The organism is Vibrio rotiferianus CAIM 577 = LMG 21460 (assembly GCF_002741985.1).
GTDB classification, from domain to species: domain Bacteria; phylum Pseudomonadota; class Gammaproteobacteria; order Enterobacterales; family Vibrionaceae; genus Vibrio; species Vibrio rotiferianus.
Genome location: NZ_APHW01000010.1, coordinates 25,886 through 43,462, shown reverse-complemented (window position 1 = coordinate 43,462; position 17,577 = coordinate 25,886). Strand labels below are relative to the sequence as shown.

General features: G+C 45.2%; 13 protein-coding genes and 2 pseudogenes. 6 read left to right on the top strand and 9 right to left on the bottom strand.

What is annotated here, in order from left to right; translation table 11 throughout:
* Position 1: 1 nt before the first annotated feature.
* Positions 2-709, bottom strand: a complete 708-nt coding sequence (lolD, locus tag B853_RS04760; RefSeq protein ID WP_010447138.1) for a lipoprotein-releasing ABC transporter ATP-binding protein LolD — start codon at positions 707-709, stop codon at positions 2-4.
* A complete protein-coding gene (lolC, locus tag B853_RS04755; protein ID WP_038883824.1) occupies positions 702-1,910 on the bottom strand; it encodes a lipoprotein-releasing ABC transporter permease subunit LolC in 1,209 nt (402 codons plus the stop codon). The genes lolD and lolC overlap by 8 nt, the downstream gene beginning before the upstream one ends.
* Before the next feature lie 266 nt (positions 1,911-2,176).
* Here lolC and B853_RS04750 point away from each other — a divergent pair, with 266 nt between their 5' ends.
* The 4 genes and pseudogenes from B853_RS04750 (at position 2,177) to B853_RS04735 (ending at position 7,613) form a co-directional block, all read left to right on the top strand.
* Positions 2,177-2,746 (top strand): PilZ domain-containing protein, encoded by a 570-nt coding sequence (locus B853_RS04750; protein WP_038883822.1) that lies wholly within the window; start codon positions 2,177-2,179, stop codon positions 2,744-2,746.
* Positions 2,747-2,751: 5 nt separating this feature from the next.
* Positions 2,752-6,212, top strand: a pseudogene (mfd, locus tag B853_RS04745) (transcription-repair coupling factor).
* Positions 6,213-6,219: 7 nt separating this feature from the next.
* Complete coding sequence (locus B853_RS04740; protein WP_081641160.1) at positions 6,220-6,990, top strand: peptidoglycan binding protein CsiV; 771 nt, start codon at positions 6,220-6,222, stop codon at positions 6,988-6,990.
* A gap of 56 nt (positions 6,991-7,046) precedes the next feature.
* Positions 7,047-7,613 (top strand): GNAT family N-acetyltransferase, encoded by a 567-nt coding sequence (locus B853_RS04735; RefSeq protein ID WP_128826810.1) that lies wholly within the window; start codon positions 7,047-7,049, stop codon positions 7,611-7,613.
* Positions 7,614-7,698: 85 nt separating this feature from the next.
* Here B853_RS04735 and B853_RS04730 read toward each other — a convergent pair whose 3' ends face one another.
* From B853_RS04730 to hinT, 7 genes and pseudogenes are all read right to left on the bottom strand, one after another.
* Positions 7,699-8,988, bottom strand: a complete 1,290-nt coding sequence (locus B853_RS04730; protein ID WP_038883813.1) for an NAD(P)/FAD-dependent oxidoreductase — start codon at positions 8,986-8,988, stop codon at positions 7,699-7,701.
* 520 nt (positions 8,989-9,508) lie between these two features.
* Positions 9,509-10,048 (bottom strand): alpha/beta hydrolase YcfP, encoded by a 540-nt coding sequence (ycfP, locus tag B853_RS04725; RefSeq protein ID WP_038882762.1) that lies wholly within the window; start codon positions 10,046-10,048, stop codon positions 9,509-9,511.
* A gap of 78 nt (positions 10,049-10,126) precedes the next feature.
* Positions 10,127-11,007: pseudogene (gene thiK, locus B853_RS04720) on the bottom strand (thiamine kinase).
* 63 nt (positions 11,008-11,070) lie between these two features.
* Entirely contained in the window at positions 11,071-11,661 is a 591-nt protein-coding gene (gene lpoB / locus B853_RS04715; RefSeq protein WP_038882760.1) for a penicillin-binding protein activator LpoB, read from the bottom strand.
* An 87-nt stretch (positions 11,662-11,748) separates the two neighbouring features.
* Positions 11,749-12,141, bottom strand: a complete 393-nt coding sequence (locus tag B853_RS04710) for a YcfL family putative periplasmic lipoprotein (protein ID WP_010447119.1) — start codon at positions 12,139-12,141, stop codon at positions 11,749-11,751.
* Positions 12,141-13,535: a COG3014 family protein gene (locus B853_RS04705; RefSeq protein WP_038882763.1), complete on the bottom strand. Its 1,395-nt coding sequence runs from the start codon at positions 13,533-13,535 to the stop codon at positions 12,141-12,143. The genes B853_RS04710 and B853_RS04705 overlap by 1 nt, the downstream gene beginning before the upstream one ends.
* 66 nt (positions 13,536-13,601) lie before the next feature.
* A complete protein-coding gene (hinT, locus tag B853_RS04700; RefSeq protein WP_005446662.1) occupies positions 13,602-13,952 on the bottom strand; it encodes a purine nucleoside phosphoramidase in 351 nt (116 codons plus the stop codon).
* Positions 13,953-14,184: 232 nt separating this feature from the next.
* Here hinT and B853_RS04695 point away from each other — a divergent pair, with 232 nt between their 5' ends.
* A complete protein-coding gene (locus B853_RS04695) occupies positions 14,185-16,176 on the top strand; it encodes a methyl-accepting chemotaxis protein (protein ID WP_038882759.1) in 1,992 nt (663 codons plus the stop codon).
* Between the two features lie 166 nt (positions 16,177-16,342).
* Positions 16,343-17,503, top strand: a complete 1,161-nt coding sequence (locus B853_RS04690; RefSeq protein ID WP_010447109.1) for a DUF1887 family protein — start codon at positions 16,343-16,345, stop codon at positions 17,501-17,503.
* Positions 17,504-17,577: the final 74 nt, after the last annotated feature.

The window sequence follows — 17,577 nt, the reverse complement described above, 5'->3', positions numbered from 1 at the left end:
ATTAGCCCTCCGCAGTCGCTGTTTGAATAGTAAAGCGATCCACCAGCAACCCATCTTGCATGTGCATTTGACGGTCCATTTTCGCGGCTAACTCGTTATCGTGGGTAACCACCAAGAAAGCGATGTTCGATTCCTGGTTTAGCTCACGCATCAAATCGTAAATCGCCAATGCGGTATTGTGGTCTAGGTTGCCCGTCGGCTCATCCGCCAATACTAAATCAGGCTTGTTGACCAAAGCACGGGCAATCGCAACACGTTGGCGTTCGCCACCAGACAGCTCCGAAGGACGGTGGTCCATGCGGTGTCCTAAGCCAACTTTTTCAAGCAGAGCTTTTGCTTCCGCTTTTGCATCCGCGACTTTTGCGCCACCAATCAGCAATGGCATAGCAACGTTTTCTACTGCTGTGAAATCAGCCAATAGGTGATGGAACTGATAGACAAAACCAAGGTGTTTGTTTCGCAGTGCCGCTTGCTTGTTTGAACTTAGCGCAGACAAGTTCTGTCCCAGAAAATCCACCTCACCTTGAGATGCATCATCTAAAGCGCCAAGGATATGCAGCAACGTACTCTTACCTGAGCCAGATGAGCCAACAATAGAGACCAATTCCCCTTTGTCGATATCAAAACTCACGCCTTTCAACACTTCCGTATCTAACGAGCCTTCTCGGTAGACTTTACGAATATCACGACATTCTAATAGCTTATTCATAGCGAAGTGCCTCAGCAGGTTTAACAGAAGATGCTCGGTAAGACGGGTAAACAGTGGCAGCTAGACTCAGAGCAATCGCCAGCACTACCACTAATAAAATTTGGAATGAATCAATCACGATTGGCAAGTGACCACCGAAGCTAAACAAAGCAACACCTGCCGCTTCCAGAATGGCATTGAGATTGAGCGATAAAGCAACGCCGACCGCGCCACCAACAATCGCACCAATCACACCACTACTCGCGCCCTGCACCATGAAAATCGCCATCACTTGAGATTGCTTCATACCCTGGGTTTTGAGAATCGCGACTTCCGATTGCTTCTCCATCACCACCATGATCAACGCAGAGATAATATTAAATGCCGCAACGCCAACAATCAGGCCTAGCATTAAGCCCATCATGTTCTTTTCCATTTTCACCGCTTGGAAAAGCTCGCCGCGCTGCGCTCGCCAATCGCTCCACTGCCAACCGTCAGGCATTGGTTTATCTGCAAACTCAGTCACCATAAATGGGTCAGAGAAGAATACGCGCCAACCCGACACCGTACCTTTTGGCAAACGCATCAACTTAGAAGCATCGGTCATATTGACGATCATGAGCTGGCCATCAACATCAGAGCCAGTATTGAAGATGCCCGCCACCGTAAAGTTACGTTGACTTGGGATTCGACCTAATGGGGTAAATTGCGTCGCATTGGTCACCATTAAGCGGACTTTGTCACCCATCGACACTTTAAGAGAGCGCGCCAAGCTGTGACCAAGGAAAACCTTATACTCACCCGCGTTAAGGGAGGATAAACGGCCAGCAATCAAATGATTAGAAATGGGGTCACCAAGTTTAGGCTCGATACCAATCAAGTAACCAGCGGTTAGCTGCGCTGAACTTTGGATCACAGCCTCACCGCGAACAATCGGTTCAGGCGCAGCGATTGTCGACATGTTTTGGATAAATTGGGGTGCAGTCTCGCTAACGGGCGTTTTACCATCGTGCTGGGAAATCACCGCATGAGGAAGAACACCTAAGATGCGTTCCTTTAGCTGAGCCTCAAAGCCATTCATGACCGAAAGTACCGTTACCAACGCCATCACACCAATGGTGATACCTGCGGTCGACATGTAAGAAACGAATCGACTGAATCTATCCCCGGAGCGTCCCCGAAGATACCTTATGCCAATAAACAAAGAGATAGGATGATACATATAGGACAAACCAACTGGTTTTCTAATAATGGAGCCAATACTTAGCTAATTAATACAGGTTATCTTACCTTACTCTTACTATGAAGAAGACAAGATAATCGCTAAATTTGTCAACGACATGCAATAAGTCCATTTTTCTCTAAGAAAGTTCAGCCTGACAGAGCAAGGAAACTTGATAAGTTAAGTCAGTTAGCGATAATCAATGCCTTACCTTCCTCTTTCACTATAGGAAAGAGAAGTGCTCGTTTGGCAAAAGGACACTAAATATGACTGAGCAAGAATACTTCACCGTACACCACAACCTAACTATTAATGTTGAGGTGATGAGTGAAGATTACCTTTTGCCAAGTGAAGAATCATTTCTCGCAGAAATCCCTGCACCATTCATTGTGGCTAGCGAGTTTAGTCAACTGGATATGCTCGCTGATAGTGCTCGGTTAGAGCTACAGAACAAAGATCTTAAACACGTAATCAGCTTGTTGGATACGCAAAATTCAAAGCTTAATCTTTTGCTAAGCTTTATGCTTTCTCAGCAAGACGACCCCGCCCAGCGCTCTCAAACCACGCAATTTGGTGCCAGTCAATTAAGCTACCGCTCCAACCTTTTGGTAGAGGTAGGGCAATTGGTTCGGGTGAAGCTCTTCTTAGACCACCCAGCCGCTGCGATTTACTGCTACGCTCAGGTAATAGAATGCGAATCATCAGAGCATGGGCATCTGATCACTCTCAAGTACAAATTACTTAGAGAAGCAGACCAAGATCTATTGATTAAGGCCGCGCTATACCAGCAGCAAAAATTACTCCGTCAGCGCTCACTAGAGCGAGATAACAAATAAGTACCATGACAAAAGCAACGATTCTCTCCGTCACGAATCCGTCTGAGCGTGGCGATAAAAAACAGCTGGGCAACCTACCCGGCGCAGCATTACCTATGGCAATCGCAGAGCTGGCAAAACAGCATGCTAGCCACTCTCTACTTGTTGTACCAGATCCGCAAATTGCGTTGAAGCTTCAAGCAGAAATTGAACAGTTCACCGATCAGCCAGTCAGTCTATTCCCTGATTGGGAAACGCTGCCTTACGATAACTTTTCTCCGCACCAAGAAATCATTTCTGATCGAATTGCACGCTTATACCAACTGCCAAACCAACGCAATGGTGTAACTATCGTACCTGTAAGTACCATCTTACAACGCCAGTCTCCTCGCGACTTCTTGCTGCAACATACTTTGATGGTGAAAACAGGCGATCAATTCTCACTAGAAAAACTGCGTACTCAGTTAGATAATTCTGGCTACCGTCATGTGGATCAAGTATTTGGGCCGGGGGAATACGCTAGCCGTGGGTCAATCCTTGATTTGTTCCCGATGGGCAGTTCCGATCCATATCGTATTGACTTCTTCGATGATGAGATCGATACCATCCGTACCTTTGATCCAGAAAATCAACGTTCGATCGACGACATTCAGCAAATCCAATTGCTGCCAGCGCACGAGTTTCCAACCACAAAAGAAGCAATCGAAGATTTCCGAACTCGTTGGCGTACGCAATTCGAAGCTCGTCGCGAGCCTGAGTCCATCTACATGCAAGTAACCAAAGGGACATGGCCTGCAGGTATCGAATACTGGCAGCCACTGTTCTTTGAGCACACAGAAACCCTGTTTGATTACTTACCAGATGATTCACAACTGATCGTTTATGGCGACATCGAAGCCGCTGTGGACACGTTCTTGAATGACGTCGACTATCGTTACGACCAAAAGAAAATCGATCCACTTCGCCCGTTATTAGCCCCTCATGAACTGTGGCTAAAAAAGGACGAGCTATTCAAGCAAATTAAGCAACTGCCTCAAGCCCTGTTAAGTCTAGATAAAGTTGTAAAACGTACTGGTCGCCAAAACCTCGCAGTACAGTCTCTGGCTGAACTGGGTGTACAACAGCAGAACAAAGAACCACTTTCTCGTCTACGCCAGTTTAGTGAGCAATTCACAGGAAAAATCGTCTTTTCGGTAGAATCCGAAGGCCGCCGAGAAGCACTGACTGAATTACTACAAGGCATCAAAATTCGCCCTGTGGTACATGAATCAATTTACCAAGCCTTGGATTCCAAAGATCGATTCAGCTTGATCTTAGGCGCAGCAGAACATGGCTTTATTCACGAAGAGCTGAACTTCGCACTTATCTGTGAAAGTGATCTACTGGGCGATCGCGTAATTCAGCGTCGTCGTAAAGACAAAAAGACCGTCAACAGTGACACCGTCATTCGCCACCTCGCCGAGCTAAAACCAGGTCAGCCAGTTGTACACATCGACCACGGTATCGGCCGCTACATTGGCCTGCAAACACTTGAAGCCGGTGGAATGAAAACAGAGTACGTGACCCTTGAGTATCAAAACGATGCCAAGCTTTACGTTCCTGTGTCTTCATTAAACCTAATCAGCCGTTACTCAGGTGGTGCTGAAGAGAGCGCGCCGCTGCATAAACTCGGTGGTGAAGCATGGGCGAAGGCTCGTCGTAAGGCCGCTGAAAAAGTCCGTGACGTGGCTGCCGAGCTTCTCGACGTTTACGCTAAGCGCGAGTTGAAACCGGGTTACAAGTTTGCTCTCGACCGTGGTCAATACGCGACCTTCAAAGCGACTTTCCCGTTTGAAGAAACTGATGATCAGTCGATGGCAATCAATGCTGTTCTGTCTGACATGTGCCAAGCGAAAGCCATGGACCGCCTAGTGTGTGGTGACGTAGGCTTTGGTAAAACAGAAGTCGCAATGCGCGCTGCATTTGTTGCTACTGACAACAGCAAACAAGTCGCCGTATTGGTGCCAACCACCCTGCTGGCACAGCAACACTTTGAAAACTTCCGTGACCGCTTTGCCAACTTGCCAATTCGCGTTGAAGTACTATCGCGCTTTAAATCGGCAAAAGAACAGAAAGTCATCCTCCAAGATGTTGCTGACGGCAAAGTTGATATCGTGGTAGGTACTCACAAGCTACTTTCTAGCGACATCAAGTTTAAAGACCTTGGGCTATTGATTGTTGACGAAGAACACCGCTTTGGCGTGCGCCAGAAAGAAAAAGTAAAAGCGATGCGTGCCGATGTGGATATCCTTACGCTTACCGCAACTCCGATTCCGCGAACATTAAACATGGCAATGAGTGGTATGCGCGACTTGTCTATCATCGCGACACCACCAGCCCGTCGTTTGGCAATCAAGACCTTTGTACGTCAACGCGAGGATTCCGTCGTTCGTGAAGCGGCATTACGTGAAATCATGCGTGGTGGCCAGGTTTACTTCCTCCACAACCAAGTCGAAACCATCGAAAAGACAGCAGAAGATCTGCAAAAGCTGATTCCAGAAGCGCGAGTGACCGTCGCCCATGGTCAGATGCGTGAGCGCGAGTTAGAACGCATCATGAATGACTTCTATCATCAGCGATTCAACTTGCTTGTCTGTACCACCATCATCGAAACGGGTATCGACGTTCCGACAGCCAACACGATCATCATGGATCGTGCTGACAACCTAGGCTTGGCGCAATTGCACCAACTTCGTGGTCGCGTTGGTCGTTCACACCACCAAGCATATGCTTACCTGCTGACACCGCATCCGAAAGCGATCACCAAAGATGCCATCAAACGTCTTGATGCAATTGCTTCACTGGAGGATCTTGGTGCAGGCTTCACTCTAGCAACACACGATCTTGAGATCCGTGGTGCTGGTGAGCTTTTAGGTGACGAACAAAGTGGTCAAATTCAATCAGTTGGCTTTACACTGTATATGGAGATGCTTGAACAAGCGGTTGAAGCATTGAAAGAAGGTAAAGAACCATCACTGGATGACCTGCTTCGCGAGCAGACAGAGATAGAAATGCGTATCCCCGCTCTACTGCCGGATGATTACATTCCTGACGTGAACACTCGTCTATCCATGTACAAGCGCATTGCAAGTGTTACTGATAACGAGGCTCTGTCTGAGCTAAAAGTAGAATTGATTGACCGGTTCGGTTTGTTACCAGATGCTGCGAAGAACCTTCTATCTGTCTCAGAACTGAAAATTGGGGCAGGAAGTCTCAAGGCGAAGAAGATTGAGGCGCATGATAAGGGGGATTCATTGAGTTTTACCCTGATGCTGACATAAACCCAGCGTATTTAGTTAAACTCCTGCAATCACAGCCGCAAAAATTTGCAATGGAAGGTCCAACTAAGTTCAAGTTTAGCGTACCATTGACGGACCGACGTAAACGCATTCAGTTTGTTCAAGACTTACTGAATGATTTTAAACAGAATTTATTACCAACGAGCTAATAGTCGAATGAGAATACTGATCCCATTGTTACTTCTATGCGTTTCAATGCCATCTTGGGCTGCGCGTCAGTTTGATATTGAAGTAATTATTTTCAAGCGAGCAGTAGACGCAGAAAGCACCACTGAGTCTTGGCCAAATCAACTTCCAAAAATTGAGATGGATAATGTTGGCAGTTTAGAGAGTGATTCATATCGCCAAGCTAAAGGCGTTACTCTCCTACCTCGTTCAGCTTATCAATTAAACTCTCAGGAAGCCGCTCTACGTAACCACGCTGGCTTTAAAGTGCTTAAGCACGTAGCTTGGAGACAAGGCGACCGTGGTAAGGCAAGCGCTCCCGTATTTCGTATCGTAGGCGGCAAAGACTTTTCAGGAGTATACAACTCTGATGGCAGCCAAAGAAACGGTAACGCTCTGTCTTTACAATCTGATGGTTACACTGAAGAAAGTATTACAGGACCACTATACGAGTTGGATGGAAAGCTACAAATTTACGTTCAGCACTATCTATTTGCAGAAACTACGATGGACATTAGAGAGCCAAGTGTTCGTGAAGTTCGTTTCGAGGCACAGCCTCTAGAAGAGCAATCACAAGAGTTTGGTGAAGTTGAAGGGAATGTTCAAGTAGGAAACCTAGCTGAAATTTCACCTACAGTGACTGAAGAAACGTTCTTGAAGAGCTACCGTATGGATCAGAAGCGTCGTATGCGCAGTAGTGAGACTCACTACCTAGACAACCCATTAATGGGCATGATCATCCAAGTGCGTCGCGTTCAATAATCATTAAAAAATTAAAGCGTAGCATTTGCTGCGCTTTATTTTATCTAGAATCTAGCATGGAAGTTGTATTGGTTCATGAGCCTGATTTTGAAATCATCACCCCTCGTTTAGCACTCAGGCTTATTCCTTCAGAAGAAGCACACATCCTACAACGTATACTGGCTGAGTCCCCTTCTCTGCACCATTGGCTCGATTGGTGTAATCAAGATATCACACTCAAAGAAGCCCAAGACTTTTTGCTGGCAACACGATTAAACTGGGTTAAGACAGAGGCTTTCGGTTTTGGTGTTTATGAACGTGAAAGTGGCAACCTCGTTGGCATGGCCGCTGTGAATGAGCTTTACCATACCTTCAATATGGCGAGTATTGGTTATTGGGTAGCGGACCGCTATCAACGCAAAGGCTATGCGCAAGAATCCATTCGCGCACTCGCGGAATTCTGTTTCGCCAAGCTCAATTTGACTCGCGTAGAAATCGTCTGCGATTTAGATAACACCGCTAGTCAGGCGTTAATTGAATCCATTGGAGCACAGAAAGAAGCGGTTGCCAGAAACCGTTTTATCTTCCATGGCAAGCCGAAAGATGGCGTAGTGTATTCACTGCTTCCTAGCGATTTAGAATAAAAAAGCCACCGATATACGGTGGCTTTTGTTTTGACCTTTATTTCGCCCTTTACCAAATCAGAGTAAAGAGCCAAATCATAAAGTATTAATGTAGCTTCAAGTTTGGACGAAGTACGCGGTTGATGCGGCCAACCAACATCATCAGGCCTGTCTTAATCACGCCATGCAGCGCCATTTGGTGCATGCGATATAGCGAAATATAAACCACGCGCGCGATACGACCTTCAACCATCATCGAACCTTTGGTTAGGTTACCCATCAAGCTACCAACCGTAGAAAAGCGGCTTAAAGAAACCAAAGAGCCGTGGTCTTTGTATTCGTAAGCTTTCAGTTCACGGCCATTTAGCTTAGCAACGATGTTAGTGAACGCTTGGCTGGCCATTTGGTGCGCCGCTTGAGCACGTGGCGGTACAAAAGAGCCATCAGGCTGAGTACATTGTGCCAAGTCACCAATAACGAAGATGTCATCGTCACGCGTAGTTTGTAGCGTGTTTTTCACCACAAGCTGGTTGATACGGTTAGTTTCTAGACCAGCGATGTCTTTGATGAAATCAGGGGCCTTGATGCCCGCAGCCCATACCATGATCTGTGCTGGGATTTTCTCACCGTCTTTCGTCGTCAGACCGTCTTTATCCGCTTGCGTCACCATCGTAGCTGTACGCACGTTTACGCCAAGCTTAACCAACTCTTGATGCGCCGCAGAAGAAATACGTGGTGGAAGTGCAGGAAGAATGCGCTCACCTGCTTCAACTAAGTTCACGTTTAGCTTGCTAGAATCTAAGTCGCCAAAGCCGTAAGTACGCAATTCTTTCACCGCATTGTGTAGCTCTGCTGAAAGTTCAACACCTGTTGCACCTGCGCCTACAATGGCAATATCTACAGTACCGTTACCATTTTTTGCGTGCAGCTTTAGGAACTCATTGTTCATCTCGCTACGGAAACGGTGTGCCTGTTCTGGGCTATCTAGGAAGATACAGTTATCACGGACACCAGGTGTGTTGAAGTCATTTGATGTCGAGCCGATAGCCATCACTAGAATGTCGTATTCTAGCTCACGGCTTGGCATTAGAAGTTCGCCGTGATCGTCTTTAAGCTCACTTAGAATGATCACTTTACGTTCGCGGTCAATGTCTTGAAGACTGCCCATTTGGAAGTCAAAGCTGTGGTTCTTCGCATGAGCACGATAGCTCAATGCATCCACGCCTTCGTCCAAAGAACCTGTTGCTACTTCGTGCAACAATGGTTTCCACAAGTGGCTCGCTTTACGGTCTACCAGTGTAATTTGCGCTCGGTTCTTACGACCCAGAGTGCGGCCCAGTTTGGTTGCCAACTCAAGGCCACCAGCACCGCCGCCTACAACGATAATGCGTGTCACAATGTTATCCTCTACAAAAATGAATATATGGGTTCAGCTCGATGCTGACTCACAATCACATTGCGGTCATACATCCAACCGATGAATTCTTTGGTCTCTAGAGGTGAGCTCACTTTTGGATAAATGCCGATACCATATTATTTATGCTTAATTACGGATTAACGGTTATCGGTTTACTTGCCTGATACACACGATCTCAGACAACAAATGGGCAAGTTTTTTACTCGCTCTCAATTTTTTTTGATATTTATCAAATTATTTTTACCAAGTTCATTATATAGAGCAATACTTTGATGGCAACAAAAATCCTTACTAGAGATACGGATTGGCTAATTTTCGTCTGCTTTACGGTATCGTTTTCGTGCCACAAAAGGTTAAATCAATAAATCAAGATGATAAATCGATACAAAATGTAAAATCTTGCAGAATCGGTGTCGTTCGTTTGAGCACGAATAGAAACAAAAACAGCACTTCGAAAAGTGCTGTTTAAACAAGATAAGTTTGTTCTCTCTAGGGCAAGTTAGGCGTTTTTGAATGCCTTCATCGCTTGCAGGTGATGTGAGATCTTCTTGAACTTATGGGTTTGGGTTTCATCCCAAATGATTTCGTAGTGTTTATCCAGTTCTGCCGCGGTTTTTGAGTTGTCGTGGATTTCATCCTCTTTCGACAAAATCACCAAACAGCGATCCTTGTTTTTCGTACGAAACTGCTCGACACATTTGGTCGCAATGTCTTCGTACTCTTCAGGACGGTCAATACGCCCTGCCATCGTATTTTCTGGATGCAAGTTCGGGTTGAACATCACTTGCTTAATGCCGCAAAGAAAACCGATTCGCTCTGACCAATATGCACCTAGACCTACACCACAAATTAGAGGCTTTGGATCATCAGACTGGTCGATTACTTTAGATACTTCTTTGAGTAAATGCTGCATATCATGCTTAGGATGAAGTGTACTGTAGTTGATGAAACGAACATCATCATCGATAAACTGAAGTTGAAGAACTTTTTCGTGGTTACCTGGGCTTGTACTATCAAAGCCATGCAAGTAAATAATCATTTGTACCTCTCCCTGTGTATATCTGGTACTTCACTTTAAACTACCACTATTTCCATGTGGTGAAAGCGACAAATGTCATTATGTCTCAAAACAGTGATCTTCAATACATAATGAGTCTTTAAATTCATTCGCACTGTTTAAGTATTGTTCATCACCCCATAACTTATAAGCCAATAAATACCACAACATAGCCATCATGAGTGTTCTTGGTTGCCATGCTTTTACGCCATCAATCCAAAGCTGAACATCTTCTATCTCTCGAATAGCACAGTAGCTCTCAACACCTTGAACAATTGGAGCCTCTGCCAATTGGAGAACCAATGTCAGGTCTAAACGCGGATCGGCTAATCCAGCATACTCCCAGTCAATCACTTTTACCCCTTCCTGACCTCGAACAAGATTGTAGCAACCAAGGTCAAAGTGACATAAAGAGACAGGCACAGGCGCAACAGACGGTTCAGAGCGCCACTTTTGGTATAGCTGCTCAAACTCAGTGTTCTCATAAACACCTTCCAACTGTATCCAATAATGGTCAACTCGTGAGATATATGAAAACGGCACCAAAGGAATTGCGCCAGCAGGATATTGGTGAATGCATGCAGCAATAGGTAACAGCTCTTTGAGTTCTATCCCCTTCCGAGTGAGCGTCTCTCCTTCTACCCACTCAACCAACAAGCCAAGCTCATGGACAAAAACAGGCTTTGGACCCAGTTGCAAAGGCTCTATAGTATTGAGAACTTGATACTCATTATGGCGAGAAATAGAAAAGGCCTTGCACACTACACTGGCTGGTCGCCAGACATATGCAAGACCCTCTGAAGTTTCCAATCGCCAACAACGATTAGTTAGCCCCCCCCAGTAACCGTTTGAACCTTTACTGGAGGGACAGCGAAGAAGCCGTCTAATACACTTAAACTCGGATCAAGTTGCTTTGCTTGTTGCCAAGAAAACCATGCCATTCATAACTTCTCCACTCTAGTTCCTACTACCTTACTCAGTAAATAGTCAGGTATTGGGAAAGATTAAAGGCCAAATAAGCTCTTAGATTGCTCTTTACGAATCTCTGTTTCGTCCGCCCATTCAATCAGACCGGTTTCTAGATCCATCAAGCGCATTGTCATTTTGTAGTACACGTCTTTGTCACTACCCGCGTTTTTCACGATGCTAGAAAGGTTACCGTAAAGCATGTATTGCGCACCCACCATTTTACCGAACTGAATCGCGGTACTCTGGTTCACAAGCTCATCATTATTTTGGAAGTTAAGTTGCTCACGGACAGACTCAACACGGTCCATATCTACGAAACGAAACTTACCAGAGTTTAGCATCTTAGTAGAGATAGTATCGGTGATAGACTCAGTATCAATGTGCTCACTCGTTTTATTTTTAATACGCTCTACAAATACGATTGGACGTTGGTCACGAGTAATCGCAGCAACAGATCCTGACATCATCATGCTATCAACCATTTCACCAGCTATTTTTTGTAAATCCGTAGAACCAAAGTCAATCGTCGTTGTTTCTGTCGCCTGAGCATCGCCATATGAAACTTTATTTGAACAACCACCCAAAATGACGGCAAGACCTAAAAGAGCGATAATACTTTTTTTCATGAGAGTTCCTTAATTTGTATTTCTTACCAAGGTATCTCTACCTTAGTAAAGCAGCATAGCTGCCGAAAATGTGTCACTCGAACCGAGTTAGTTATCTTGTGCTTCGCGAATTTGTACGCGGAACTGAGTCCCGTTCGGATTTACTGTCACTTCGGACAAAGAGACTTGCTCAAAACCACGAACGATCATTTTTCGCCAAGGGCCAGCTTTCGTGTTTACTTCCAAACCAGTATTGTCATACCAGTAGAATCGGTAAAGAATGTGCTGGTCACCTTTGTAGTTACTGCTCAACTGCACAACACCGCGCGGACGGTCATCGACATAAGTCGTGGTAATGTTGTCTACCAATAAACGACTACCCAAAACATTGTCGTTAAAGAAAACCTTCTGTGTTTGACCATCAATTCGGATACCGGCGGTGTTATCCGCACATCCCGCTAAACCAATGATCACAACCAAACCTATAAGCCATGCTCTCATTACAACCTCCCTAGTTGTTTATGCCAAACCGTGGAATGCAATCCCTGGCGGGAAACCCATACCAATGTTGTCTGCTGTGCTGGCACTTCAAATTGATACACCTGATCTCCGACATTTAAGCTCTGCTTACCCGGACTCACAACCTTTGACGCGGTTTTCACCGTTCCTGGTAGGGTCTGCCAACTTCTGGTATCAGGTTGTTCAGTTAATGTGTTCCATACGTTGAAAAGAAGATTGCCTACATCATCACCTTTGGCGGCTTCTTTTCGAATTCTGTCTTTTGCCCAAACACGAATCGCTTGGCGAATCACAATCGTGGTTAGACGCTCTTGCAAATCATTCTGTGCCATCGCATTCACGTCTGCTAATGTACTTGAAGGTAGCTTGTTACCATTCAGCGCAACATCACCAAAACGTTGCGTTCCGCGTTTCGGATAGTATGGCAGTGCAAGAGAATAAATTGCACCATCGCCTCGGCTGTCATAAATAGGTAAATCAATACGCCAACCTTGCAGTGCTTCCACCACACCTTGCTCATCAATCACAATCACGCGGCCTTGTGACTTGCTTAGCCCCGAAGGCGCTTTACCATAGCGCTTTTCCAACATACGCAGGTCTTGACGCATGCCAAGTTTCTTCGCCGCATACATCGTACTGTCAATGACTTGCTTGTTATCAGGCATCACGGCGAGTGCGCGACGATAGTCTACGTACGCACTATTCAAATCTCTTGATGCTTCATAAAGCAGCCCTGAAAGGTAGAACAAGTAGCCATTTTGTACTGAACTGAGCTTTTTGCCTGCGTCTGGGTAGTTTGCTAATACGCTACCTAAGTTTGCTGACATACCTTGCTTCTTAAGATCCTTCTCAGCTCGCTTTAGTTCCCTTTCACGCGCTTTCTTTGCCGCCTCTTGGACTTGGTTTGCACGGCGCATTTCAACCAACGCCCCCTCTAGATCGTTCTTTTGTAGATAATTCAAACCTAGATACAAATGCAAGAAACCGAGCTCGTAGTCGGCGGGTTGGTATTCGTTTAAATTGTCGTTAACAGCCAGAGAACCCACACTGGTCGCTGTTTCCGTAACAGAGATGGTTGCGCGATCTTGTTGTTTGCGTACCGCACGATCGCTGTCTTCGAGTGCACTCAAGCTTGTTGGATAATCTTGTGCAAGAAATGAGATTCGGCCTTGCTCAAAATTACCAAGTATATCGCCACCAACATCACTAGATTGCAGTTGCTCAGCTTTGGCATATTCACCAGCAACCACCGCTTGATAAACTTGTTTATTTTGGTCGCTATAGTGGCTGAACAGATTGCCAGCGGATAGGTTTGCACATCCTGTAGCAACCAGGACCCAGCTCATCAATCCAAATAGCTTCACACCATGTTTCACATTCATCTCCGCAAATGTGTATAGACGAGAAATTATGGGTGGGGTTGCCCACCCACTTTTACCCAATTAGCTCAGAACCATTGGGCCTAAAGGGCGCCCGCCCACTAGGTGCATATGGATATGGTAAACTTCTTGGCCGCCATGTGAGTTACAGTTAACAATCAAACGGTAACCGTCTTCTGCAATGCCTTCCTCTTTAGCCAGTTTTTTCGCGACAGTGAACATACGCCCCATCATCGCTTCATCTTCTGCTTCTACGTCATTCGTTGTTGGAATAAGCTTGTTCGGAATGATTAGGATGTGGCTCGGCGCACGCGGGTTAATATCTCGAAATGCCGTTACTAAATCGTCTTGATAAAGAACATCTGCAGGGATTTCTTTACGGATAATTTTGCTAAAGATGGTTTCTTCCGCCATGGGTACTCCATTTATAAGGTGTGTAACCGCTTTAGTATGCGCCAACCCTAGGCTTAGCTCAATAAAAAACAGTGTTCACTTAACATTATCAATATAAGTTGTTACATAGAAGTTTTTTTTGTCGTGTGCGTCATAAAACGTGCGTCTCAAACTCAATACAATTCAAGGAATTTTGTTAATTTTTTAAGACATAACTATTTTTTTGTCTTGTTTCTGGGAGAGGACGCTAATTATGCGTGGGTCAGTAATTAAACGGATGTATGCAGGCTTTGCACTGATCATAATTCTGTTTGCCATCACAATTGCCATTATGATGAGTGGCATGAGTGATATTCATAACAAGTTTGAAACCGTATCAAAGAATTCATTACCGCTGGTTTCGTTATCAAACCAAACCAGTGTTGAGCTTCTGTCAGCCGATAAGTCTTTTAAAGACTTTCTCACAACAGAGAATAAGCAACGAATGGATGAGATGCGTCAGGAGTTTGCTAAATCTCAAGAACAGTTTACCTCTACGTTAGGGAAACTTGAGACAGCCAGCCGTATCTACCCTTCTTTGGCACAACCTTTCTCCCAGCTTAAAGAAATTGAGCAGAGCTACTTCTCGGAAGCTAAAGAAGCCATGGACAACTATGAGGCGATGTTTGCTGCACAAGAAGAAGTGCAGAAGTCCTCTCGTCGCTTTCAAAAGCTAAACACTGAACTGTCGGTTGGTATGAAGGAGTATGTTGCTGATCAATCGAGTATTTCAGTTAAAGTCATGGCCAAGAGCTATTTCATTAAGCTAAAAGACGCCGAAGTGATCACTTCAGATGCCTTAGCCAGCAATAACCCCGAGTTCGTAACTAAAGCAGTAGCGAAAAACCGCAAAGCGGTAACACACTTAAACTATGCATTTCGTGGCCTCGCTACGCAATTACCAGCTATAAAAGATGCGTTTGGTGAATCCGTTGAACAATTTACTCGTGATGTGGGCCAACGAGGCGGGGTACTCGACCAACATAATAGCTACCTAACCGCTCGCTCAGCTCTGTACGACAACATCGCCAACCTAGCCACTAAAGTGGATACAACAATGGGTATCCTCGAGCAATTTACCACAACAGCGACGGATAAATTGGAAGAGTCACTGACAGAGGCTGGAAGTATCTACTCGAATGGTGTTACTAAAGCCATTGTTATCGCTGTTGTTGTCGTTCTGTTTGCAACCGCCATTGGTTACCACATTGCACATAGCGTACGTGAACCATTGACTCGTATTCTTAAGGTGCTAGAAGGCCTCACTGAAGGTGATATGACTCAACGCATTGATAATCGTTACAACAACGAATTCAGTCGTGTCAGTGGGCATATCAATACCCTAGCGGACAGCTTGCACAACATTCTTGTGAAGCTAAACGACGCTTCTGACAACCTTTCCAATACTGCCTCTGAAAATGAACAAACTTCATCAGAGGCGCAAATGCAGTTGAATAATCAACGTGAGCAAACTGCGAACGTAGCAACCGCAATGACTGAGATGTCTCATTCTGTTCAGGAAGTCGCTCAAAGTGCGCAAGGTTCACTAGAAATGGTGCAGCGAGTAGAAACGGCTTCTGATCAAGGTAGAAATATCATGAACAGCAATATTTCTACTATCAATCAACTTGAGACGAGACTAAACGAGTCTGTATCGGCTGTTGCAGAATTGCAAAAAATGAGCGGTCAAATTGGCTCGATCTTGGATGTGATTCGTAACATTGCTGAACAAACAAACCTACTTGCATTAAACGCAGCTATAGAAGCGGCGCGAGCAGGTGAACAAGGGCGTGGATTTGCAGTCGTTGCTGATGAAGTACGTGTTTTGGCCTCTAAGACCACTCAGTCGACGACTGAGATAGAATCCATGATTAGCAATCTTCAAACGAGCTCACAATCAGCAAGCCAAGTCATTGAGAGTTGTATGAGTGACATGGAGATGTCGGTTGAACAAGCATCCAAAGCCAACAGCTCAATGGAAGAAATTCAAGCGTTAATCATCGAAATCAGTCAGATGAGCACACATATATCGCAAGCAGCTGTAGAGCAGAGTGAAACCTCTGCTGACATTGCTCGAAATATCGAAGACATCAATAACATTGCAGATAAGAGCTACCATGCGATGGCAAGCATTGCCGCGACGAGTGAATCACTAACGCATTTAGCTCATCAGCAAAATGAATTGGTACACCGCTTCAAGCTATAGATTAAGATATAATTTGTAACGATTTTAGATACCAACTGACTCTACAAGGGCGACTTTTTATAAGGTCGCCCTTGTTTTTTATTGACCTTGTCTACATATGGTTATTATGGCTTGCTCATCCCTTTTACTTTCTCTTTTCGAGCAAGCCAAATAAGAAGGAAAACCTATGGCTGTTCATGTTGGTATTATTGACCAAGACCCTGTTAGATTGGTCACTCCTCTATTGGATAATCGCACTGTCAGTACCCATATCGTCTTTATCGGTGATAAGAGTCAAGCTGACATCTATGAGCGACTGAGTGCCGTGTTGGAGCAGCGAGAAATTACGTCCGAGTTTTTTGAAATTCCTTCTGTTGTAAACACTTCTCTGATTAAACAATCGATTCATAAATTGGCAAAAGACCTCCATGACCGAGGCGAAGAAGTAAAGCTGAACGCAAGCTGTGGCCTTCGTCACCGATTGCTTTCTGTGTATGAAGTGTTCCGTACATACCGTTGGCCAATCTTTGTGGTAGAGCCAAATAGTGACAAGCTTTGCTGGCTATATCCTGATGGCAAAGAAGACAGCCAAGTAGAAGACCACATTACGATTTCTGACTACCTGACGATCTTTGGTGCTCGAGGCGAATTCCACCACGTTGACCTTCCTCCTCAGTTAGATCAAAAACTGTATGAACTAGGCGAACGTTGGGCTTCCAATGCCCTTGAACTTGGCCCTGGCCTTGCGACTCTAAACTATCTTGCAACCACCTGCCGTAAAGAGCAAAAATTGGATGTTGAGCTCTCTGAGAAGCAACAAGGCTACCGTGAACTGAACATGCTGCTAACCGACTTGGTTGAAGCTCAGATAGCTACGTATGAAAATGGCATTTTGACATTCGCTGATGAAGACGCCCGCCGCTTTTCAAATGGTGAATGGCTAGAGACCTTAGTTCATAGCACGGTTAAGCAGATTCAAGATACGATGCCGACTATCCAAGATCGTTCATTAAATGTTCAAGTCTATCGCAAGCTAGGTGAAAGTGAGGTTCGTAATGAACTGGATGTTGCGACCGTAGTAAACAACAAGCTGCACATTATCGAATGTAAGACTAAAGGTATGCGTGATGATGGTGACGATACCTTGTACAAGCTTGAATCACTGCGTGACCTTCTAGGTGGCCTACAAGCACGTGCTATGTTGGTTAGCTTCCGTCCGCTACGCCATAATGACATCACACGTGCTGAAGACTTAGGGTTGGCACTTATCGGCCCAGATGAGCTGAAAGATCTGAAGACACATCTTAGTGCATGGTTTGAAGCCGCCGGCGGTTCTGACGAAATCTAATCGTCGATACCAATCAAAAAAAGCAGCCTCGAGCTGCTTTTTTATTGCGTCAGATTCACTGCCTTTAACACTCA